The sequence below is a fragment of the Symbioplanes lichenis genome, assembly GCF_030709675.1.
GTDB lineage: Bacteria > Actinomycetota > Actinomycetes > Mycobacteriales > Micromonosporaceae > Actinoplanes > Actinoplanes lichenis.
This window is the reverse complement of record NZ_JAUZQD010000002.1, coordinates 264,061-284,163: the sequence shown is the minus strand read 5'-3', so window position 1 is coordinate 284,163 and position 20,103 is coordinate 264,061. Positions and strand designations below refer to the sequence as shown.

General features: G+C 73.9%; 19 protein-coding genes and 1 riboswitch. Of the genes, 8 read left to right on the top strand and 11 right to left on the bottom strand.

Annotated features, from left to right (window positions below):
- Positions 1–97: 97 nt before the first annotated feature.
- From RAN62_RS05155 to RAN62_RS05140, 4 genes are read right to left on the bottom strand one after another with little or no spacing between them, the layout of a single operon-like run.
- A complete protein-coding gene (locus RAN62_RS05155; RefSeq protein WP_305783297.1) occupies positions 98–712 on the bottom strand; it encodes a response regulator transcription factor in 615 nt (204 codons plus the stop codon).
- A gap of 43 nt (positions 713–755) precedes the next feature.
- Positions 756–1,904, bottom strand: a complete 1,149-nt coding sequence (locus RAN62_RS05150) for a sensor histidine kinase (RefSeq protein ID WP_305783296.1) — start codon at positions 1,902–1,904, stop codon at positions 756–758.
- Between the two features lie 44 nt (positions 1,905–1,948).
- Positions 1,949–2,767 (bottom strand): ABC transporter permease, encoded by an 819-nt coding sequence (locus tag RAN62_RS05145; protein ID WP_305783295.1) that lies wholly within the window; start codon positions 2,765–2,767, stop codon positions 1,949–1,951.
- On the bottom strand, positions 2,764–3,750 hold the full coding sequence (locus RAN62_RS05140) for an ABC transporter ATP-binding protein (RefSeq protein WP_305783294.1): 987 nt from the start codon (positions 3,748–3,750) through the stop codon (positions 2,764–2,766). The genes RAN62_RS05145 and RAN62_RS05140 overlap by 4 nt, the downstream gene beginning before the upstream one ends.
- Before the next feature lie 574 nt (positions 3,751–4,324).
- Between RAN62_RS05140 and RAN62_RS05135 the strand changes: the two genes are divergently transcribed.
- The 3 genes from RAN62_RS05135 to RAN62_RS05125 are packed head-to-tail and all read left to right on the top strand — an operon-like array spanning position 4,325 to position 8,749.
- Positions 4,325–5,965, top strand: coding sequence for an IucA/IucC family protein (locus RAN62_RS05135; protein WP_305783293.1), 1,641 nt, complete (start codon positions 4,325–4,327; stop codon positions 5,963–5,965).
- Entirely contained in the window at positions 5,962–7,617 is a 1,656-nt protein-coding gene (locus tag RAN62_RS05130) for an IucA/IucC family protein (RefSeq protein ID WP_305783292.1), read from the top strand. The genes RAN62_RS05135 and RAN62_RS05130 overlap by 4 nt, the downstream gene beginning before the upstream one ends.
- The gene (locus tag RAN62_RS05125) at positions 7,604–8,749 is read left to right on the top strand and encodes an alanine racemase (protein WP_305783291.1); all 1,146 of its coding nucleotides are present in this window, start codon (positions 7,604–7,606) and stop codon (positions 8,747–8,749) included. Before RAN62_RS05130 ends, RAN62_RS05125 begins: the two co-directional genes overlap by 14 nt.
- An 8-nt stretch (positions 8,750–8,757) precedes the next feature.
- Here RAN62_RS05125 and RAN62_RS05120 read toward each other — a convergent pair whose 3' ends face one another.
- Entirely contained in the window at positions 8,758–9,552 is a 795-nt protein-coding gene (locus RAN62_RS05120; protein ID WP_305783290.1) for a class I SAM-dependent methyltransferase, read from the bottom strand.
- Positions 9,549–10,043, bottom strand: coding sequence for a peptide deformylase (def, locus tag RAN62_RS05115; RefSeq protein ID WP_305783289.1), 495 nt, complete (start codon positions 10,041–10,043; stop codon positions 9,549–9,551). The genes RAN62_RS05120 and def overlap by 4 nt, the downstream gene beginning before the upstream one ends.
- A gap of 931 nt (positions 10,044–10,974) precedes the next feature.
- On the opposite strand from def, the gene RAN62_RS05110 reads away from it, so the two are divergent.
- Complete coding sequence (locus RAN62_RS05110) at positions 10,975–11,175, top strand: DUF5999 family protein (RefSeq protein WP_305783288.1); 201 nt, start codon at positions 10,975–10,977, stop codon at positions 11,173–11,175.
- A gap of 433 nt (positions 11,176–11,608) precedes the next feature.
- Here the strand turns inward: RAN62_RS05110 and gcvP are convergent, their stop codons facing one another.
- Positions 11,609–14,419: an aminomethyl-transferring glycine dehydrogenase gene (gene gcvP / locus RAN62_RS05105; protein WP_305783287.1), complete on the bottom strand. Its 2,811-nt coding sequence runs from the start codon at positions 14,417–14,419 to the stop codon at positions 11,609–11,611.
- A 76-nt stretch (positions 14,420–14,495) separates the two neighbouring features.
- Positions 14,496–14,588, bottom strand: a riboswitch (glycine riboswitch).
- Positions 14,589–14,649: 61 nt separating this feature from the next.
- Here gcvP and mgrA point away from each other — a divergent pair.
- Both mgrA and RAN62_RS05095 read left to right on the top strand, forming a co-directional pair.
- Positions 14,650–15,645 (top strand): L-glyceraldehyde 3-phosphate reductase, encoded by a 996-nt coding sequence (mgrA, locus tag RAN62_RS05100; protein ID WP_438874468.1) that lies wholly within the window; start codon positions 14,650–14,652, stop codon positions 15,643–15,645.
- Entirely contained in the window at positions 15,642–16,310 is a 669-nt protein-coding gene (locus tag RAN62_RS05095) for a nucleotidyltransferase domain-containing protein (protein WP_305783285.1), read from the top strand. The genes mgrA and RAN62_RS05095 overlap by 4 nt, the downstream gene beginning before the upstream one ends.
- Before the next feature lie 150 nt (positions 16,311–16,460).
- On the opposite strand, the gene RAN62_RS05090 is transcribed toward RAN62_RS05095, so the two are convergent.
- Entirely contained in the window at positions 16,461–16,742 is a 282-nt protein-coding gene (locus RAN62_RS05090; protein WP_305783284.1) for an aminoglycoside adenylyltransferase domain-containing protein, read from the bottom strand.
- Complete coding sequence (locus RAN62_RS05085) at positions 16,727–16,906, bottom strand: hypothetical protein (protein WP_305783283.1); 180 nt, start codon at positions 16,904–16,906, stop codon at positions 16,727–16,729. Before RAN62_RS05085 ends, RAN62_RS05090 begins: the two co-directional genes overlap by 16 nt.
- Before the next feature lie 66 nt (positions 16,907–16,972).
- Between RAN62_RS05085 and RAN62_RS05080 the strand changes: the two genes are divergently transcribed.
- The gene (locus RAN62_RS05080) at positions 16,973–17,338 is read left to right on the top strand and encodes a hypothetical protein (RefSeq protein WP_305783282.1); all 366 of its coding nucleotides are present in this window, start codon (positions 16,973–16,975) and stop codon (positions 17,336–17,338) included.
- On the opposite strand, the gene RAN62_RS05075 is transcribed toward RAN62_RS05080, so the two are convergent.
- A complete protein-coding gene (locus RAN62_RS05075; protein WP_305783281.1) occupies positions 17,319–18,470 on the bottom strand; it encodes an FAD-dependent monooxygenase in 1,152 nt (383 codons plus the stop codon). The genes RAN62_RS05080 and RAN62_RS05075 overlap by 20 nt on opposite strands.
- Positions 18,471–18,594: 124 nt before the next feature.
- Positions 18,595–18,963 carry a hypothetical protein gene (locus tag RAN62_RS05070; RefSeq protein WP_305783280.1) on the bottom strand — a complete coding sequence of 123 codons (369 nt, stop codon included), beginning with the start codon at positions 18,961–18,963 and terminating at the stop codon, positions 18,595–18,597.
- Between the two features lie 175 nt (positions 18,964–19,138).
- Between RAN62_RS05070 and RAN62_RS05065 the strand changes: the two genes are divergently transcribed.
- Positions 19,139–20,095, top strand: coding sequence for an AraC-like ligand-binding domain-containing protein (locus RAN62_RS05065; protein WP_305783279.1), 957 nt, complete (start codon positions 19,139–19,141; stop codon positions 20,093–20,095).
- Positions 20,096–20,103 lie beyond the last annotated feature (8 nt).

The window sequence follows — 20,103 nt, the reverse complement described above, 5'->3', positions numbered from 1 at the left end:
CGGTGACCCCTCACCGGCTGACAGGGGGAACTTTTCGCTGCTCAGGGTGCAAAATCCGGTCTCATCCGGGTGCAGGCGGGTTGCAGCTCAAGAAGTCCTAAAGTTTCAGCAGCCACCCGTTGTCGTCGGCCAGCCGCACCGCCTCGGCCCGGGTCCGCGCACCCGTCTTGCCGATCGCCGACGACAGGTGGTTGCGCACCGTGCCCTCCGACAGGCTCAGCTCGCGGGCCACGTCGGCGACCGTGCCGCCCTCCCGCGCCGCCCGCAGCACCTGCGTCTCCCGCTCGGTCAGCGGCGAGTCGCCCAGCGCGAGCGACTGCGCCGCCAGCGCCGGATCGACCACCCGCAGCCCCTCGTGCACCCGCCGCACCGCGTCGGCCAGCTGCCGCGCCGGGGTGTCCTTGACCACGAACCCGCCCGCCCCGGCCGCCATCGCCTGCCGCAGATATCCCGCCCGCCCGAACGTGGTCACCATCAGCACCCGGCACTGCGGCACCTCCCGCCGCACCTGCCGCGCCGCCGCGATCCCGTCCAGCCCGGGCATCTCCACGTCGAGCAGCGCCACCTGCACCTGGTGCTCGCGCACCGCCGCGAGAACCTCGTCGCCGCGCCCGACCTCGGCCACCACCCGCAGATCGGCCTCCATGTCCAGCAGCGCCGCCATCGCCCCGCGCACCAGCGCCTGATCGTCGGCCAGCAACACCCGGATCACACCCGCACCCCCACCGTCGAACCGTCCTGCCGTCCCGCCCGGATCATGCCCGCACCTCGACCCGGAAGCCGCCCTCTCCCGGCAGCGGCCCGGCGCTCACCTGGCCACCCAGCGCCGCCGCCCGCTCCCGCAGGCCCCGCAACCCCTGACCGTCCCCGTCCCCGGCCGCCACGCCGCACCCGTCGTCGATCACTTCCACGCTGCCCGGGGTCAGCCGCACCTCGCACCGGCTCGCCCCGCTGTGGCGCACCACGTTCGTCACCGCCTCCCGGATCGTCCACGCGAACAGCTCCCGCACCCGCGACGGCACCTCGTCGGCCGCCCCGGGCAGCACCGCCTCCACGTTCGCCGCCGCGAGGGCCTCGCGCGCCGCCGCGATCTCCCCCGGCAGGCTGATCCCCCGCACCCCCAGCGCCGTGGCCCGCACGTCGGCCAGCGCGTCGCGGGCGAGAACCTCCAGGTCGCGCAGCTCGGCGCGGGCCCGCTCCACGTCGACGTCGAGCAGCCGCTGCGCCAGCTCCGCCTTGACGGTGACCACGGTCAGCGAGTGCCCGAGGATGTCGTGCAGGTCCGCCGCGATCCGCGCCCGCTCCTGCTGCACCGCCATGACCGCCAGCTCGCCCTGCGCCGCCCGCAGCCGCAGCTGGCGCTCCCCGGCCAGTCGCAACCCGAACGTCGCCGCCGAGGACAGCAGCACCGCCAGCCCGTAGCCGTTGTCCTCCCAGCCGGGCACCCGCCACGCCAGCAGCTCGGCCGTGACCACCAGCAGCACCGCGACCGGCACGCCCTGCGCGAAGGGCAGCCCCATCATCGCCAGCGCCGCCACATAGACCAGGCAGGTCAGGGCGTGGAAGCCGGCCCCGGGCACCTGCGCCGCGGTCAGCCCCAGCATCAGCGCCAGGATCAGCCACACCCGCACCGACCCGCGCCACCGCAGCATCCGCGGCCCGATGAACCGCACCGCCAGCAGATAGGTCACCGCGAACAAGGCCAGGGCGGCGAGCCCCGCGTCCCGCCGCCACCCGTCCGCCGCGCGCAGCGCCGACAGGTTCTCCCCCAGGTAGAACAGCCACACCGCGGCGAACAGCCACCCGAGCCGCACCGACCGCACCCGCGACCCCCGGTCCCGCCCGCCGCCCGCGCCCTGACCCCGCTCCTCGTGCTCCCGAGCCCGGCCGCGGTCGCGCCGCACGACCACCTCGCGGTCGCGCCCCGCCTCTGAGTCCCGGCCGGGCATCACACGCGGGCCGTGTCCTTGCGGAAGCGCCACATCGCGCCCGCCGCGAACAGGGCCGTCCACGCCACCACGTTCAGCACCGCCACCCACAGCTCCCCCTCGTGCGCCAGCGGCGCCCGGGCCAGCACGCCCACCCCGTAGGCCGGGGTGAACCGCGCGACCGTCGCGAACACGTGCCCGAGGCTGTCCACCGGCACGAACAGCCCGCCGGCGAACGACAGCACGGCCAGCACCGGGCCGAGCACCTGCATCACGTTCTCACTGGGCAGCAGGTAGCCCATGAACAACCCGAACGCCGCGAACACCAGGGCACACACCCAGGCCAGCAGCCCGCACCCCACCCAGGCCGACACCGGCATGTCCGCGCCCGCGAACGACCCCACCACGAACGTCGCCACCACCGACACCGCCCCGACGACCATGGCCAGGACCAGCTTGACCGCCACATAGGCGGCCGGCGTCAGCGGGGTGAGCCGCAGCTGCCGCGACCAGCCGACCGCCCGCTCCACCGAGACCATCGCACCCCCGGCCGTGCAGGCCAGCATCGCCCCGTAGACCGCCATGCTCACCAGCACGAACGCCGTCAGGTTGCCCTCGCCGGCGCGGGTGCTGCGATAGTCGGCGTTCGACCCGAAGAGCAGGAAGAACACCGGCGGCATGATCACCGTGAACACCACCGTGCGCCGGTTGCGAGCCATCCGCCGCAGCTCCAGGGCCAGCATCCCGGCCGAGAAACCGCCCCACCGCGGCACCCTCCGCTCGCCCGGCCCCCGTCCGCCGCCCGGGCCCCGCCGCTCGTCCGCCGTGATCGTGGTCATCGGGTCGCCTCCCGCTCGTCGCCGCTGATCAGAACCCCGCCGCCCGCAGAGAGCGCACCACCTTGCCCGCGCCCGATGTCCGCGCCGGGCCCGCCCGCGGTGCCCGCGTCGTCCGCGGTCAGGGCCAGGAACGCCTCCTCCAGGTTGTGCGAGGCGATCTCCAGGTCGCGCGCCGGGGTGCGGGTCAGCAGGAACCGGGCCACCTCGTCGGAGTCCTTGCCGCGCACCGTCACCGTGTCGCCGCGCACCTCGACCTCGTCGACGCCGGGCAGCGCCCGCAGCGCCGCCTCGTCCGCGCCCGGCCACGCCGCGCGCACCGTGCGGCCCGACACCATCGCCTTGACCTGCGCCGCCGACCCGTCGGCCACCACCCGGCCGCGGCGCACGAACACCACCCGGTCGGCATAGGCGTCCGCCTCGTCCAGATAGTGCGTCGCGAAGATCACCGTGCGGCCCGAGCGCGCGTCCGAGCGGATCGCCTCCCAGAAGTCGCGGCGCCCCGACACGTCCATGCCCGTCGTCGGCTCGTCGAGGATCAGCAGCTCCGGGTCGGGCAGCAGCGCCATCGCGAACCGCAGCCGCTGCTGCTGGCCGCCCGAGCACTTGCCCACCAGCCGGCCGGCGATCTCGGCGACGCCGGCCCGCTCGAGCACCGCGTCGACGTCGCGGCGCGAGCGGCCGAACAGCACCGCCGTCAGCCGCACGGTCTCGGCCACCGTGTAGTCCTTGAGCAACCCGCCCGTCTGCATCACCGCCGAGACCAGTCCCCGGGCCACCGCCTCGCGCGGCGCGCGCCCCAGGACGCGCACCGACCCCGCGTCGGGCGCGGACAGGCCCAGCATCATGTCGACCGTGCTCGTCTTGCCCGCCCCGTTGGGCCCCAGCAGCGCCACCACCTCGCCCGCGCCGATCCGCAGATCCAGCCCGTCGACCGCGGTCACCGCGCCGAAGCGTTTCACCACACCGTCCAGCTCCACCGTCATGCCACCAGCCTGCCCGCGCCCGGCGGCCCGCGGACAGGCCGCACGTCATCACCTCTCCATGACATCTGTCAGGGGTCCATCGGGCGAAAGGACCGACCCCACGGGCCGCCCGGCGCTGCCGATCAACCCGCCCGCTCGTCCACACTGGACCGGTTCACCACGCCGCCGCGGTCAGCGGGACGGCGTGGCGAGGGGAACCGGCCACCCGGGGCGGTCCGGGAAGTCCCCAACCTTCCCGACCGGGACGTCCGCACCGGGTCCGGGGGGCCGCCGCGGGCGACGCGAGAAGCCCGCGGCGGTACCCGCGCATCTCCTGCCCGGCGCCTGCCCGAGCGGACGCGGCGAGCCGCCCGTCCCAGCGTGACCTCGCCCACGCCGCACCGCCGCCGTCCGAGGCGCCGACGGCCCCGGCCCACCCCCTTGGTCACCTGACCTGACCAGCTCAAATGAAATTGGCGGGTCGTCGTTGATTCCTTTTGGGTTCTGGCTTGAGGCGTCACCGATACGGCGGCGCACACCCCCTAGAGCATCCTAGGATGTTAGGGACTGGGGGCTGCTGCCGGACAATGAGCGCGTGCCTGCCGCCGACCCCGTCCAGACCCGCGCCGAGCTCGCGGCCGTCCGCCCCGAGCTGATCGAGGCGTACGACGCCGCGCTGCCCCGTGCCCGCGCCGAGATCCTGGCGCGGGTGCTGGGCGCGCTGGACCGTGAGCCGTTGCCGGGTGCGTCCCTGGTGCGCTTCCCGGCCGGGGCGGCGGCGATGTTCGCGCAGGTGCCCCCGGGGCTGACCGTCCACGTCGACGGGCAGGCCGTGCGGGACCCCGCCGAGCTCGCCGGGCGGCTGGGCTGGGCGCGCGGCTTGCGCGAGGAGCTGGCCAACAGCGTCGCCAACCTCACCCTCGCGTACGCGAACCCGCGCCCACCCTCCGACCGTCCCCTGCTGGACCCCTCCTCCCCCGCGGCGCTCGCCGACTTCGAACAGCTGGTCACCGACGGGCATCCGCTGCACCCGTGCTGCCGCACCCGCACCGGGCTCGACGTCGCCGGCGTGCTCGCCTACGCGCCGGAGCACCGGGGCACGCTGCGGCTGGTGCGGCTGGGCGTGCCCGCCGGACGGTGGCACGGCGACGGGCCGCCGGAGCTGCTGGCCCATCCGTGGCAGGCCGACCGGCTGCGGCGGGAGTATCCGTGGCTGGACCGGCTCGGGGAGACCGGCCCGGTGCGGCCGCTGATGTCGCTGCGCACGGTCGACGCCGGCGGTGAGCACGTCAAGACGGCGGTGGACATCCAGATGACCTCGGCGGTGCGGACCGTGTCCCCGGCGGCCGTGCACAACGGACCCCGGCTGTCGGCGCTGCTGCGGTCGATGATCGCCCGGCTGCCGGCGCCCGGGCCCGCACTCGACGCGCTGCGCTCCGGCGACCGAGGCCCAGCCGCCCCCGCCGGACGCGCGGCCAGAGGACCGGCGTCCGATGGAGGCGCCGCCGGAGGGCCGGCTTCCGTGGGGGACGCCAGCGGCGGGGCGGCGTTCGACGTGCTGGCGGAGTTCGGGGCGGGGGCGGTGCTGGTGGACGGGCGGCCCGATCGGCGGCTGGCGCATCTGCGGCGCGAGGCGCCCCGGGTCGGGCCCGGTGAGGTGGTGCTGCCGCTCGCGGCGCTGGCGGCGGTGGACCCGTACGACGGCAAGCCGGTGCTGTGGCAGGTGGCGCGGGAGCCGTACGCCTGGTGGGAGGAGCTGACCGCCCTGCTGGTGCCGCCGCTGCTGGCCTTGCTCGACCGCGGGGTCGCGCTGGAGGCCCACGGGCAGAACACCCTGGTGGTGCTGCGCGGCGGGCGGCCGGTGCGGGTGCTGTACCGCGATTTCGGCGGGGTGCGGATCAGCCCGGCGCGGCTGGCGGCGGCCGGGGTGGAGGTGCCGCCGCTGGCCGGTGACCTGCCCAGCGACGATGGGGACGAGTTGCGCACGAAGCTGGCCGCGGCGCTGTTCGGGGCGGTGACCGGGCAGCTGGTGGCGGTGCTGGCCCGTGGCGGCGCCGACGCGGAGAAGTTGTGGGGTGTCACGGGGCGGGCGGTGGCCGCCACGGGCACGGCGGACGCGCGGGCGCTGCTGACGCGGCCGTTGCCGGTGAAGGCGACCACGGCGATGCGGCTGGCCGCGGATCCTCTCGACGACATCTGGGCGTACGTGCCCAACCCGCTGGAGGTGGCGGCGTGACCAGGAGTCTGGCGCCGGGGCGGCTCGCGCTCGCGGCCGCGCACACCGGTGCCGCGCTGGCGGTGCACGCGCCGCAGCTGCTCGCCGGGTTCGAGGCGGCGCTGCCGCGGGCGGCGGACACGGTCGGGCGGCGGCTGCTCGGGGCGCTGGTGCGCGAGCGCCTCGTGCCGCCGGTGCCGGGCGGGCGGGCGCACGCGTTCGGGCGGGTGGAGTACGCGCGGGCCGGCGCCGACGATCCCGCGGAGCTGGTGCCGGCGCATCTGCCGGGGGCCGCGGGGCTGGCGCGGGAGTTGCGGGACGCCGTGCTGAACCTGGCGGTGGCGGTGGCGCGTCAGCCGTTCCTGCCCGGGCTGCCGGACGGCGCGGACGCCGACGAGCGGGCGGTCGCCGGGGAGCGGCTGGCCGTGGCCGGGCACAACCTGCACCCGTGCGGGCGGACCCGGCTGGGCTGGGACACCACCGACGTGCTGGCCCACGACCTGGAGGCGGGGCACACGCGGGCCGGGTTCCTGGCGGTGCGTGACGACGCGCATCTGGGTGACGACGTGGGGGCGGCGCTGCGGGCCGCGTACCCGTGGCTGCCGCAGGTGCCGGCCGGGTTCCGGCTGCAGCCGGTGCACGTGTGGCAGCGCGACGCCGTGCTGCGCAGCCGCTACCGGGAGCTGATCGACGGCGGGGCGGTGCGGATCCTGGACGCGGAGCTGGAGGCGGTGCCGACGGCGGCGCTGCGCACGTTGCTGCTGCCGGTGGGGGCCGACGGGCGGCGCCGGTACGTGAAGGTGTCGCTGGACATCCAGGTCACCTCGACGCGGCGCAGCATCTCGGTGGCCAGCACCCGTAACGGGCCGGCGGTGTCGGCTCTGCTGCACCGGCTGGTCGCCGGCGACCCGGACGCGGGGCGGCTGCTGCTGCTCGCCGAGACGGCGGGCGCGGCGGTGCCGGCCGGGTCGGGACGCGACATGTCGGCGATCCTGCGCGACGGGCTGACCGGGCGGCTCGCGGCGGGCGAGGAGGCGGTGGCGGGCAGTGCGCTGCCGTTCGTGGCGGGCGATCTGGTGCGCCGGTTCGCCGCGGCGACGGGCCGGGCCGAGGGGGCCGCGGCGGCGGGGGCGTTCCTGGACGCGTACGCCCGGCTGGTCCTGCCGCCGCTGCTGCGCCTGACCCTGCACGGGGTGGCGTTCGAGGCGCACCTGCAGAACTGCCTGCCCGTCTTCGCCGGCGGGGTGCCGGTGCGGCTGGCCGTGCGCGACTTCGCGGGGATGCGGCTGCACCCGGGGCGCCTGGCCGCGGCCGGTCACCGGGTCGCGCTGTGGCCGGGGTCGGTGGTCGGCACCGGCGACGCGGACGTGCTGCGCGCCAAGATCGGCTACACGGTGTTCCAGGCGCACCTCGGCGAGCTGGTCCTGCGCCTGGGCGGGTCGCACGCCCTGGACGAGTCCGCGGCGTGGCGCATCGTGCGCGCGGTGGTCGACGAGACGTACGACGCGGTGCTGGCCTCGGGCCCGCCGCCGTGGCTGGCCGCGGCCGCCCGCGAGGACCGGGCCGCGTTCACCGCGCCGCGGGTGCCGCACAAAGCGCTGGTCCGGATGCGGCTGGCCGGCGCCGGCGACGAGTACCTGCCCGTGGAGAATCCGCTGCATGTCCCTGCCTGATCGCGTCGCCGCCGCGCTGAGTGCCCGGCCCGCGCCGGTGTGCGCCTACGTCTACGACCCCGCCGCCGCGGCCGTCCGCGCCGCCGAGGTACGGGCCGCACTACCGGCCGGGACCACCCTGCTGTACGCGGTGAAGGCCAACGGGCACCCGGCGCTCGTCCAGGCCCTGGCGCGCGCGTGCGACGGCCTCGAAGTCGCCTCCGGCGGCGAGCTGCAGCTGGCCGCCGGCGCCGGCGCGCGCAGCATCGTGTTCGGCGGGCCGGGCAAGACCGACGCCGAGCTGGCCCTCGCCCTGCGCGCCGGCGCGCAGATCAACGTGGAGAGCGCCCACGAGCTGCGCCGCCTCGACGCCCTGGCCGGCGCCGCGGGGGTGGTCGCCGACGTGTGCCTGCGGATCAACCGGTCCGCCGCCGGGCCGCCGGGCAGCCACGCGATGACGGGTACGCCCACCGCGTTCGGCATCGACGAGACACAGCTGGGTGCGGTCCTCGCCCTGGACACGCCGCATGTGCGCGTGATCGGCTTCCACCTGCACGCCGTGTCGAACAACCTCGACGGCAGCGCGCACGCCCGCTTCCTCACCGACAGTCTCGACTGGTCGGTCACGACCGCCGCCGAGTACGGGCTGCCGCTGCGCGTCGTCAACGCCGGCGGCGGGCTGGGCGTCGACTACCGCAGCGGGGCGAGCATGGATTTGACCGCGCTGCGCGGCGTGCGGGTGCCCGCCGGGGTGACACTGATCGTCGAGCCGGGCCGGTTCCTGGCCGCCGACGCCGGCTGGTACGCGACCACGGTGCTGGACCTGAAGCGGACCCACGGGCGGTGGTTCGCGGTGGTGCGGGGCGGGACGCATCACTTCCGGCTGCCCGCGGCGTGGGGCTACAGCCATCCGTTCACAGTGCTGCCGGTGCCGGGGTGGCCGTACCCGTGGGAGCGGCCGTCGGTGTCCGGCACCGAGGTGGACGTGGCCGGCGAGTTGTGCACGCCGCGCGACGTGCTGGCGCGCGGGGAGCGGGTGGGGCGGCTGCGGGTGGGTGACGTGCTGGTGTTCGCGCGGACCGGCGCGTACGGGTGGGACATCTCGCACCACGACTTCCTGCGCCATCCGCCGCCGGAGTTCGTGGTGCTCTGAGCGGGGTCTCAGGAGGCGGCGAATTCGGCGCGCCAGCGGGTGACGAACGAGCCGGACGGGTCGGCGAGCCGCTCGACGGCGATCGTGGTGAGACCGGCGTGCTCGGTTTCGGCGGCGAAGGCGTCGATCTCGGTTCGGGTCAGGGGCCACGGCGGGCCGCCGGGGGCGGGGCTGTCCTCGTCGCGCGCGGCGGCCAGGACGAGCAGCGTGCCGCCCGGGGCGACGAGGGGGCCGATCGCGGCGATGGCGCGGGGGCGGACGGCGGCCGGCAGGGCCTGGACGTTGTTGCTCTCGACGACCAGGTCGAAGGCGCCGCGCCAGGCGGCGGGCAGGGCGAGCAGGTCGGCGTGCACGTAGTCGACCGGGGAGTCGGGGTGGCGCCGGCGGGCGGTGCGCAGGGCCGTCGCGGAGATGTCGAAAGCGGTCACCACGAAGCCGAGCCGGGCCAGGTACTCGGCGTCGCGGCCGGGCCCGCAGCCGACGACCAGGGCGGTGCGGGCGGCGCCGGTGACGTCGCCGTGCTCGGCCCATTCGGTGAGCAGGCGGCTCGGGCGGTCGCTGTCCCAGGGGATCTCGGCGGTGCCGGCCTCGGCCTCGGCGTAGAGCTCCTCGAACCAGCCCGTCGGGTCGCCCGCGGCCAGCGACGCCCCGGCCAGACGGGCGATGGCGGACTCCGCGCCGCCGGGCTCTGCGGTGCCGGAGTCCGCGGTGGCGCGCTGTGCGAGGCCGGGCGGAGAGGTGCCGGGCCGCGCGGTGCCGGGCGGGGTGGTGCCGGGCGGGGTGGGGGCGGGGTCCGGGGTCATGCGCGGGCCGGGAGGGTGCGGCGCAGCTCGCGCAGGGCCTGGCGGCGGGTGTCGCCCTTGAGCGTGTCGATGTAGAGGCGGCCGTCGAGGTGGTCGGTCTCGTGCTGCAGGGCGCGGGCCAGGAAGCCGGTGGCGGCCAGGGTGAGCGGGGCGCCGTGCTGGTCGAAACCGGTCGCGGTGACGGCGAGGGCGCGCGGGGTGGCGAAGCCCAGGCCGGGCAGCGACAGGCAGCCCTCCTCGTCGTCCTGCGTGCCGTCGAAGTCGCTGAGCACCGGGTTGATCATGTGGCCGACGCGGCCGCCGACGTTGTAGGAGAAGGCGCGCAGGCTCACCCCGATCTGCGGGGCGGCGACCCCGGCGCGGCCGGGCTCGCGGACGGTGTCCTCCAGGTCGGCGATCAGGGCGCGCAGCTCGTCGTCGAAGGCGGTGACCGGCTCGGCCGGGGTACGCAGGACGGGGTCGCCGAAGATCCGGATGGGACGCACAGTCATGGTCCTCAACCTACCGGGCGCGCGGGCGCGCATAGCGTCCCGGTGGGGGCGGGCACAAGGGTTGCGCCGGTGGTGATCCGTCACAGCGGCCGCCGTGTGATCTTGCGGGACAACTCCGCACATGTTCCCACGCGTTCGCACATGGGCGGTTGGTCCGGCTTGCCGGGTGCGGTCGTCGGCCGCCGCCGGGACCGGCCCGGACCGCGAGAGCGCTCCCAGGCGCATCGACATCTGTCGGGTTCTGGCACCCACGGCGCCCCGGCGACCCCCGTGCCGGTGACACCCTGTAGGGACGTGACCAGTCCGGTCCGGGCGCCGGACCGGCCGGCGCGACACGCCCGGGCGGGGGGTCGCCGGAGAGATTTCGCGACGGAACAGGTACGCATACGCGACGTCTTCGACCGCTCCCGATCCGTGACCCAGAGCGACGATCACGCGGACACCAGCCGGGCCGGCCCGCCGCATACGGCGGAGATCGACAGCGGGGAAAGCCCAGCTGTCCGCCCACCCGAATATCGACAACCCACACTGTCGAAACCGGTCACGGAGACAGGCTCCTCGGCAACACAGCGTGGCGATGAGGGGTGCCGATCGGGTTGATCACGCTGACCGTTCGGCGGAGTTTCGCACCATCAGTCCGTCGCCCCGGCGCCCCGGTGCCCCAAGCTCACCGGGTCGCCGCCCCCGCGGCGCGACCGTCCGACATGGCATGACGGACGGTGACCGTGCAGGCCGGAGGCCGGATGAACCCGTCCGTCAGGTTGCACGTGTGTCCGACAGTGGCCGTATCGGCCGCCACCGTGGAACATCTGAACAGTGCCCTCGCGTCACCGGAGCCCGTCACCCGCTCCCCCCGGACTCGTTCCGGAAGGAGTAGTGTTCGGCCCCGTTGATGTGAAGCTCAACACAAGCCCCTACCGGAGACCCCGTGATGTGCCAGCACCAGAACCCCTGCCCCACCGCCGAGGCCGTGGACCGCGAGGCGGCCCGGGTCGTGGCAACCTTCCCGGAGCAAGGCTGGAGCCTGCTCTGCAACGGTGTGATCGTCTTCGAGGACACCGGCGAGCTCCTGCCCGACGGCCGCCTCATCGAGCCGCACCGCGGCCCGGCCCGCCACGCGCTGGCCGCCTGAGCCGCCACCCCGCCCCGGCATCGGCGCCGGGACCCACGCCGCACGCACCGGCAGCGACGCCGGCACCGCTCCGGGCCGCAGCACCCGCCCGGCCCACGGCGAGAACGCCGCCGGTGAGATCGCTCCAGGTGAGAACGCCGCACCAGCGCGATCACCGCAACGGGACGCCGCAACCGCCCGGCGACGCGGCCGGGCACCCTGGCCGCGCAGCCGGACCGCCCCGACGACGAGGCGAGGCAGCGCCCCACGAGCCGGCACCCGCGAATCCGGGCCCGCCCCGGCGACGACGCCACCCGGGCGCCTCCGTGCAGGCGCTCCCCCGCACGCCCGGACCGCCGGCACACCCGCCCCCGTGCCGACGCCAGGTCCAGGCACCACGAGAAAGGCCCGCCACCCCTCCCCCCGGGGTAGCGGGCCTTTCTCCGTCAGCGCCTCAGTCCTCGAACGCCTCCGGCGACGGGCACGAGCACACCAGGTTCCGGTCGCCGTACGCGCCGTCGATGCGACGCACCGGCGGCCAGTACTTCGCCGTGCGGTCCACACCGGCCGGGAAGCCGGCCAGCGAACGCGGGTAGGCGTGCTCCCACTCGTCGGCCGTCACCGCCGCCGCCGTGTGCGGGGCGTTGCGCAGCGGATTGTCGCCGGCCGGCCACTCGCCCGCCCCGACCTTGTCGATCTCGCCCTTGATGGCGATCATCGCCGCGCAGAAGCGATCCAGCTCGGCCAGATCCTCGCTCTCGGTCGGCTCGACCATCAGCGTGCCCGCCACCGGGAACGACATCGTCGGCGCGTGGAAGCCGTAGTCGATCAGCCGCTTCGCCACATCGTCCACGGTCACCCCGGTCGCCTTGGTGATCGGGCGCAGGTCCAGGATGCACTCGTGCGCCACCAGGCCCTCGTTGCCCGCGTAGAGCACCGGATAGTGGTCACGAAGCCGCGCCGCCACATAGTTGGCCGCCAGCACCGCCGCCGCCGTCGCCTGCTTCAACCCGTCGGGGCCCATCATCCGCAGATAAGCCCAGCTGACCGGCAGGATCCCGGCCGAACCGTGCGCCGCCGCCGACACCGCGTGCGTGTCCGCCTCCGGCGCCAGCGGGTCACCCGGCAGGAACGCCGCCAGATGCTCACGCACCGCCACCGGGCCCACCCCGGGGCCGCCGCCACCGTGCGGGATACAGAACGTCTTGTGCAGGTTCAGGTGCGACACGTCCGCCCCGAACTTGCCCGGCCGCGCGAAACCCACCAGAGCGTTCAGGTTCGCCCCGTCGACATACACCTGACCGCCCGCGTCGTGAACCTTGCCGCACAGGTCGGCGATGCCCTTCTCGTACACACCGTGCGTCGACGGGTACGTCACCATGATCGCCGCCAGGGCGTCGCGGTGCTTCTCGATCTTCGCGTCCAGATCGGCCAGGTCGACGTTGCCCATGTCGTCACAGGCCACGACCACCACCCGCATGCCCGCCATCACCGCGCTCGCCGCGTTGGTGCCGTGCGCGCTCGACGGGATCAGGCACACGTCCCGGTGCTGCTCCCCCCGCGCCCGGTGATAACCCCGGATCGCCAGCAGCCCCGCCAGCTCACCCTGCGAACCGGCGTTGGGCTGCACCGACACCGCGTCGTAACCGGTCACCTCGGCCAGCCAGCCCTCCAGCTGCACCACCAGCGCCTCGTAACCCCGGGTCTGCGACGCCGGCGCGTACGGATGGATGTCGCCGAACTCCGGCCAGGTCACCGGCTCCATCTCGGTCGTCGCGTTCAGCTTCATCGTGCACGACCCGAGCGGGATCATGCCCCGGTCCAAGGCATAGTCCCGGTCCGACAGCTTGCGCAGGTAGCGCAGCATCGCCGTCTCCGAACGGTGCGAGTGGAACACCGGGTGCGTCAGGAACTCCGTGCCCCGCCGCAGCCCCGCCGGAATGCCGTTGTGCACCTCCACACCCTCGTGGATGCCGAACGCGTCCAGCACCTTGCCCAGCACCCCGACCGTGGTCGTCTCATCGGCCGACACCGACACCCGGTCGGCGTCCACCAGCCGCAGATTCACCCCGTTGGCCTCCGCGGCCGCCACGACCTCGGCCGCCCTGCCGGGCACGATCGCCGTCACCGTGTCGAAGAACGCCTCGTGCGCGACCTCGATCCCGCCGCCCTGCAGACCCGACGCCAAGGCCCCGGCCAGCTCGTGCGCCCGCGTCGCGATCGCCCGCAGCCCCGACGGGCCGTGATAGACCGCGTACATGCTCGCCATCACCGCCAGCAGCACCTGCGCCGTGCAGATGTTGCTCGTCGCCTTCTCCCGGCGGATGTGCTGCTCCCGCGTCTGCAACGCCAGCCGGTAGGCCGGCGCGCCGTCCGCGTCCTTCGACACCCCCACCAACCGGCCCGGCAGGGAACGCTCCAGCCCGGCGCGCACAGCCAGGTAGCCCGCGTGCGGACCCCCGAAGCCCAGCGGTACGCCGAACCGCTGCGTCGTCCCCGCCGCGATGTCCACGCCGATCTCGCCCGGCGAGCGCAGCAGCGTCAGCGCCAGCAGATCCGCCGCCACCGTCACCAGGGCGCCCTGCGCGTGGGCCGCCTCGACCAGCGCCGCGTGGTCCCGGATCGCACCCGACGCCCCCGGATATTGCAGGTGCAGCCCGAAGAACTCCGCCGGCAGCTCCCCGCCCGCGTCCAGATCGACCAGCACCAGCTCGATGCCCAGCGGCTCGGCCCGGGTCCGCAGCACCGACAGCGTCTGCGGGAACGTGTCCGCATCCACCACGTACGTCATGCTCTTGCTCTTCGACGCCCGCTTGGCGAGAGTCATCGCCTCCGCGACCGCCGTCCCCTCGTCGAGCATCGACGCGTTCGCCGTCGTCAACCCGGTGAGGTCGGTCACCATCGTCTGGAAGTTCAGCAACGCCTCGAGCCGGCCCTGCGAGATCTCCGGCTGATACGGCGTGTACGCCGTGTACCACGCCGGACTCTCCAGCACGTTGCGCCGGATCACCGCCGGCGTCACCGTCCCGTAATAACCCAGCCCGATCATCGACGTCGCCACCGTGTTACGGCCGGCGATCTCCCGCAACTCCGCGATCGCCTCCTCCTCCGAGGCGGCCTCCGGCAGCTCGAGAGTGCCGTGCCAGCGGATCACCTCAGGAATAGCGGCATCCATCAGCGCGTCGAGCGACGACTGGCCGATGGCCTTCAGCATCTGGGTCTGCGCCTCGGCATCCGGGCCGATGTGGCGATGGGCGAAACTCATGTGCGGCTCCCGGGGCAGGGGGTCAGCGGTCAACCCTCCCCCTCTGTCATACCCAGCGCGCGCACTCCAGAGTCGCCTTGCCCACGCGGTCCTTTTGCCTGAGAGGTTCCGGGGAGGATTTGCCCCTTCGGCGCCGTCAAAGGTCGACGGTCTCTCCCGCACGGGTCGTTCGGCTGAGTCCCAACCTACCAGTGATCATGGTCAGGACCCCTATTCGTAGGCTGTGGTGTGTGACCTACTCCGCGGACCAGAACCGCTACGACACCATGACCTACCGCCGCGCCGGGCGCAGCGGCCTCCAGCTCCCCGCCCTCTCCCTCGGGCTCTGGCACAACTTCGGCGACAACAAACCCTTCGAGACCCAGCGCGCCATCGTCCGCCGCGCCTTCGACCTCGGCGTCACCCACTTCGACCTGGCCAACAACTACGGCCCGCCCTACGGCAGCGCCGAGACCAACTTCGGCCGCCTCCTGGCCACCGACCTCAAGCCCTACCGCGACGAACTCGTCATCTCCAGCAAAGCCGGCTACGACATGTGGCCCGGCCCCTACGGCGACCGCGGCAGCCGCAAATACCTCATCAGCAGCCTCGACCAGAGCCTGCAGCGCCTCGGCCTCGACTACGTCGACATCTTCTACCACCACCGCCCCGACCCCGACACCCCCATCGAGGAGACGATGGGCGCCCTCGACGCCATCGTCCGCAGCGGCAAGGCCCTCTACGTCGGCCTCTCCAACTACACCTCCGCCCAGACCGCGGAAGCCGCGCGCGTGCTCTCCGAGCTGGGCACCCCGCTGCTCATCCACCAGCCCAGCTACTCGATCCTCAACCGCTGGACCGAACGCGACAACCTCCTCGACACCCTCGAGACCGCCGGCGCCGGCTGCATCGCCTTCAGCCCCCTGCAACAAGGCCTGCTCACCGACCGCTACCTCAACGGCATCCCCGACGACAGCCGCATCCGCACCAGCCGCTTCCTCAACGAGGACGCCCTCGACGCCAAGACCCTCGCCCGCCTCCACTCGCTCAACGACATCGCCAAGCGCCGCGGCCAGAGCCTCGCCCAGATGGCCCTCGCCTGGGCCCTCCGCGACCCCCGCATGACCAGCCTCATCATCGGCGCCAGCAGCGTCACCCAGCTCGAGAACAACGTCCTCGCCCTCGAAACCCTCCGCCTCTCCCAGAGCGAGCTCGACGAGATCGACGCCACCGTCCTCGACCTGTGACCCACCCCCCGCACACGATCCTGGCGGTCGTGGTCGGCTCCCGCGCCTACGGCCTCCACGGCCCCGGCTCCGACCACGACCGCCGGGGCGTCTACGCCGCCCCCACCCGCGACTTCTGGCGCCTCGACAAGCCGCCCACCCACCTCGACGGCCCCCGCGACGAACAGTTCTCCTGGGAGATCGAACGGTTCTGCACCCTCGCCCTGCAGGCCAACCCCACCGTCCTCGAAGTCCTCTGGTCCCCGCTCACCGAACTCATCACCCCGCCCGGCGAACTCCTCGTCCGCGAACGCAGCGCCTTCCTCTCCCGCCGCGTCGCCGACACCTACGGCGCGTACGCCCGCGACCAGCTCAAACGCGTCGCCACCGGCCGCGACCGCACCGGCGCCACCAACCACAAACAAGCCATGCACATGATCCGCCTCCTCCTCGCCGGCGCCCACGTCCTGCGCACCGGCGACGTCCTCCTCGACGTCACACCCCTGCGCGACCGGCTCCTCGCGATCAAAACAGGCGACACCCCCTGGCCCGACGTGCTCTCCTGGGCCACCGACCTGCAGGCCGACCTCGCCGACGCCGCCGCGACCACCGCCCTGCCCCACGAACCCGCCCGCGACCGCATCGACACGCTCCTCACGGCCGTACGAGAAAGGGGCCTGCAGTGACCACCACCGTCGACGCCCTCCACGACCTCGTCGTCAACGCTCGCTTGAACTGATCTCGCCCCTTCGGAGGGCAGCAGGTCGGTTAGTCGTCGGCGAAGCCGTCGTTTCTGCTCTATACGAGCGTCACTCCGGGTAAAGCATCCTAGGAACCTAGGTGTAGGACGAGGTCTGGCGGAGGAAGCCGAGCATGTCGGCGCGGCGGCGCCACGGGTTGGCGTAGAGCGACGGCCCGCCGACGCGGATGCGCAGCGCCTCCCGCACGATGCGATGCCAGCGCGGGTCGTAGGTGGCGGTGGCATAGTCCGCGGCTTCGGTCTTCGAGGTGACCCGACCGGCGGCGAGCGTGTGCCGCAACCGGGCCACGCCGAGACCGCTCCACGAGGTCGCCCACGCGGTCAGCCCCTCCGGCGACCACGTCATGGGGTCGTCCACGGCACCCAATACTCCTGCAGATCGCGCTGGGTGGATGCGGCCGGCGCCGGCCAGTCGGTGTGGATCCCGAGCCGCGCCGCCGCGGGACCACGGACCGCGACGCCGCCCGGCCGGGTCGCGGGGTCGGCGCGCAGGTCGCCCCGGCTGACATAGACACCGCACATCCTGAACGGCGTCCTAGGAACCTAGGCGGTGAGGCGTTGCGGGGGGTGGCGGTTTACGCTTGTCGCATGTTCACCCGCGAGCGCGAGCTCGACGACGCTCCCGCCGTCCCGCTCAGCCGGCCGCACCGGGCCGTCGTCGTGGCCGGAACGCTGAGCGAGCTGACCGGGCCGACAGCCGGCCGGGTCGAGCTGCCGCTGCGCCTCTGGTGGAACCCGCACCGCAGCTTCGACCTCGGCCAGCCCACCATGCTGCTCTGGATGTACGAGAACGTGCTGCGCGAGGCGATCCGCGTCGGCGAGCTCCGCGACTTCCTGCACGGGCCCACGCTGGCCCGGGTGTGGCCGGAGCTCAACCTGCCCCGGGCCGTCCGCCGGGCGTGGGAGGAGCGGCACCCCGTGCTGCGGCGCGCCGTCACGCGGGCTGCGGCCTGACGTCGTAATCCTCGAGGGTGTCGTCCGTCGCGAGCCGCTCGGTCAGATTCAACAGGGGCGTGAGCAACGCGGAGACGGAGAAGAGGGCGTTGCGGCCACGCATGCCCAGCCGGGTCTTGGGCGCCAGCAGACGGCCGGCGCTGATCTGCTGCGAGACCTTGGCGTAGCCACGGAACTTGGCCTCGTACTCGGCGAAGGCCCGGCGGTGGTCACCACCGGCGCGGTGCAGCTCCCCCGCCAGCACGTACGCGCCGACGACCGCCAGCCCGGTGCCGTACCCGCCAAGAGTGTTGCCGTACGCGGCGTCGCCGAGCAGGACGACGCGGCCGGCCGAGTACCGGTCGGTGGTCACGCGGCTGATCGAGTCGAGGTAGAACTCGCGGGCTTCGGGGAGCTGGTCGAGCAGCTCGGGGATCCGCCAGCCGCCGCCCCGGTAGGCCTCCGCGACGATGCGCTTCTGCTGCTCGCTGTCGAACCGGTCGTAGCTCAGCGGCGCCGACGCGAACACGAAGAATGCGGGCGCCTTCCCGCCGCCGAGGCTGGCCATGCGGCCGGGCTCGTTGTACATCTGCGGCGCCCCGGGCACGTCCACGTCGGCCAGCGCGTAGTAGTAACCCAGGTGCCGGACGTAGTCCCGCTCCGGCCCGAAGGCGAGTCGCCGGGTGGTCGAGTGGATGCCGTCGGCGCCCACCACGAGGTCATACGTGCGGGGCTCGCTGCGGGCGAAGGTCACGTCCACCCCGGTGGGCGTCTCCGTGAGTGACGTGACGGTGTCGTCGAAGACATAGGTGCAGGCGTCCCGCGTATGGTCGAAAAGCAGCTGGGCCAGGTCGCCGCGCGCGATCTCGATCTCGCCGCCGCTGAACTCCTTCGGCACGACCGCGAGCGTCCGGCCGGCCGCGTCGATCACCGTGCCGTCCTCCCCGCCGGTCTGCCGGGCCCGGACGTCGCCGAGGATGCCCATGCGCTCGAGCACCGTCCGGTGCGTGGCGCCCTTGAAGTCGACGGCCTGGCCGCCGGGCCGCAGCGCGGGCGCCTTTTCGACCACGGTGACGTCGAAGCCGTACCGGGTGAGCCACAGCGCGAGGGCGGGCCCGGCGATGCCGGCCCCGGAGATGAGTACGGAAGTCATGCCGATCATGCTGCGCGCCGCCGCTGACACCGCACCGACATCCCGCCGACACGTTGCGCCCTCACACCGTAGGGACGGCCGACCGGGTGGCCGGCGCACCGCGCCGGCCACCCGGTCAAGGACGTCACGGTGTGTGCCAGCCGGTGTTGATGCCGTTGCGGGCCCAGCCGCGGAACTGCGTCACGGTCGTCGCGTTGTTCGTGTACGAACCGCACGGGTCGGCGGATCCGTTCGCGTCGTCGAGCGTGTGGTAGACGCCGTCGCTGGTGTAGAACTCGACCCAGACGCCGACCCCGTCGGCGTTCTTGTCGCACGCCAGGATCCGATGGTGACTCTGCCGGACCTCGATCCGGCCGTAGTAGTAGCCGGTTCCGGATGCCTGGATCGGCGCCTGATAGTCATGCGCCAGCGCAGGGGTCTGGGCGGCACCGACGATGCAACACGCGGCGGCGGTCGTGACCGCCACTGCCCGCCATGGACGCTCAATCTTCATTGCTCTTCTCCCCCGGTTTGTGGTGTCGGGTGGACGGCCCGGCCGGTCCTTCCGTGCCCCAAGTCTCGGACCGCGCGGCGCCGTTGTCGTTAGCACCGGGCGCACAGTCCTGCGCATTCCGCGCACGTTGACGGGCCTCGCTACGGTGAGGGGCGCGTCGAGGAAACCGGGAGCCATGCTCACTGTGTTCGACAGTGCCACGATCGCCCCGCCGGACCGTCTGGAGGCCTGGCGGGAGATCACCGCCGCCTCGCTGGCGCCGACGGCGATCGACTGCCCCGACCCCGGGGCGTTCGCCGCTCACCTCCGCGCCACACCGCTCGGCGACGCGCAGATCACCTCGCTGGCCTACACAGCGCTGGCGGCCCGGCGGACGCCGCGCGAGATCCGCCGGTCCGACCCGGAGTACTACCAGGTCGGCCTCATCCGGGCCGGCCGGCAGGGCGTCGCGCAGAACGACGCCAGCGCCGTGCTCGGCTGCGGCGACCTGGTGATCTACGACAGTTCCCGGCCGTTCGAGGCGGTGGTCGGCGGCGGCTCGCGGGCGGAGTCGGTGGTGCTGCAGTTCGGCCGGCGGATGTTGCCGCTGCCCGCCCGGCAGGTGGCCGGGCTCTGCGCCGTCTCGCTGCCCGGCACCGAGGGGATCGGCCGCCTGCTGGCCACCTTCCTCGCCTCGATGGCCGACGGCCGCACCCGCTGCACCGAACGCGACGCCCTGCGCCTCGAGACCGTCGCGGTGGACCTGACCACCGCCGTGCTGGCGCACCATCTGGAGCGGGACAACCCGCCGCTGTGCTCCCCGACCCGCACCCTCTACCTGCGCGTCATCGCCTTCATCGAGCACAATCTGCACGATCCGGAGCTGACCCCGGTCACGATCGCCCGGGCTCACCGGATCTCCACCCGCTACCTGCACCGGATCTTCCAGCAGCACCACCCGGTCGGCGTCGCCGGCCACATCCGGACCCACCGCCTGGACCAGGCCCGCCGCGACCTGGCCGACCCGGGCCTCGGCCACCTCACCATCGCCGCCATCGCCCGCCGCTGGGGTTTCTCCCGCCCGGCCGACTTCAGCCGTGCCTTCCACCGCCGGACCGGGGTGCCACCACGCGACTACCGCAACAGCGCCTGACCTGCCGC

Excerpts from the sequence above, each read along its gene's own strand:
- RAN62_RS05145 (WP_305783295.1), bottom strand. The coding sequence starts at position 2,767 with ATGACCACGATCACGGCGGACGAGCGGCGGGGCCCGGGCGGCGGACGG.
- RAN62_RS05140 (WP_305783294.1), bottom strand. The coding sequence starts at position 3,750 with ATGACGGTGGAGCTGGACGGTGTGGTGAAACGCTTCGGCGCGGTGACC.
- RAN62_RS05125 (WP_305783291.1), top strand. The coding sequence starts at position 7,604 with ATGTCCCTGCCTGATCGCGTCGCCGCCGCGCTGAGTGCCCGGCCCGCG.
- RAN62_RS05120 (WP_305783290.1), bottom strand. The coding sequence starts at position 9,552 with ATGACCCCGGACCCCGCCCCCACCCCGCCCGGCACCACCCCGCCCGGC.
- def (WP_305783289.1), bottom strand. The coding sequence starts at position 10,043 with ATGACTGTGCGTCCCATCCGGATCTTCGGCGACCCCGTCCTGCGTACC.
- RAN62_RS05110 (WP_305783288.1), top strand. The coding sequence starts at position 10,975 with ATGTGCCAGCACCAGAACCCCTGCCCCACCGCCGAGGCCGTGGACCGC.
- gcvP (WP_305783287.1), bottom strand. The coding sequence starts at position 14,419 with ATGAGTTTCGCCCATCGCCACATCGGCCCGGATGCCGAGGCGCAGACC.
- RAN62_RS05085 (WP_305783283.1), bottom strand. The coding sequence starts at position 16,906 with ATGTGCGGTGTCTATGTCAGCCGGGGCGACCTGCGCGCCGACCCCGCG.
- RAN62_RS05080 (WP_305783282.1), top strand. The coding sequence starts at position 16,973 with ATGTTCACCCGCGAGCGCGAGCTCGACGACGCTCCCGCCGTCCCGCTC.
- RAN62_RS05075 (WP_305783281.1), bottom strand. The coding sequence starts at position 18,470 with ATGACTTCCGTACTCATCTCCGGGGCCGGCATCGCCGGGCCCGCCCTC.
- RAN62_RS05070 (WP_305783280.1), bottom strand. The coding sequence starts at position 18,963 with ATGAAGATTGAGCGTCCATGGCGGGCAGTGGCGGTCACGACCGCCGCC.
- RAN62_RS05065 (WP_305783279.1), top strand. The coding sequence starts at position 19,139 with ATGCTCACTGTGTTCGACAGTGCCACGATCGCCCCGCCGGACCGTCTG.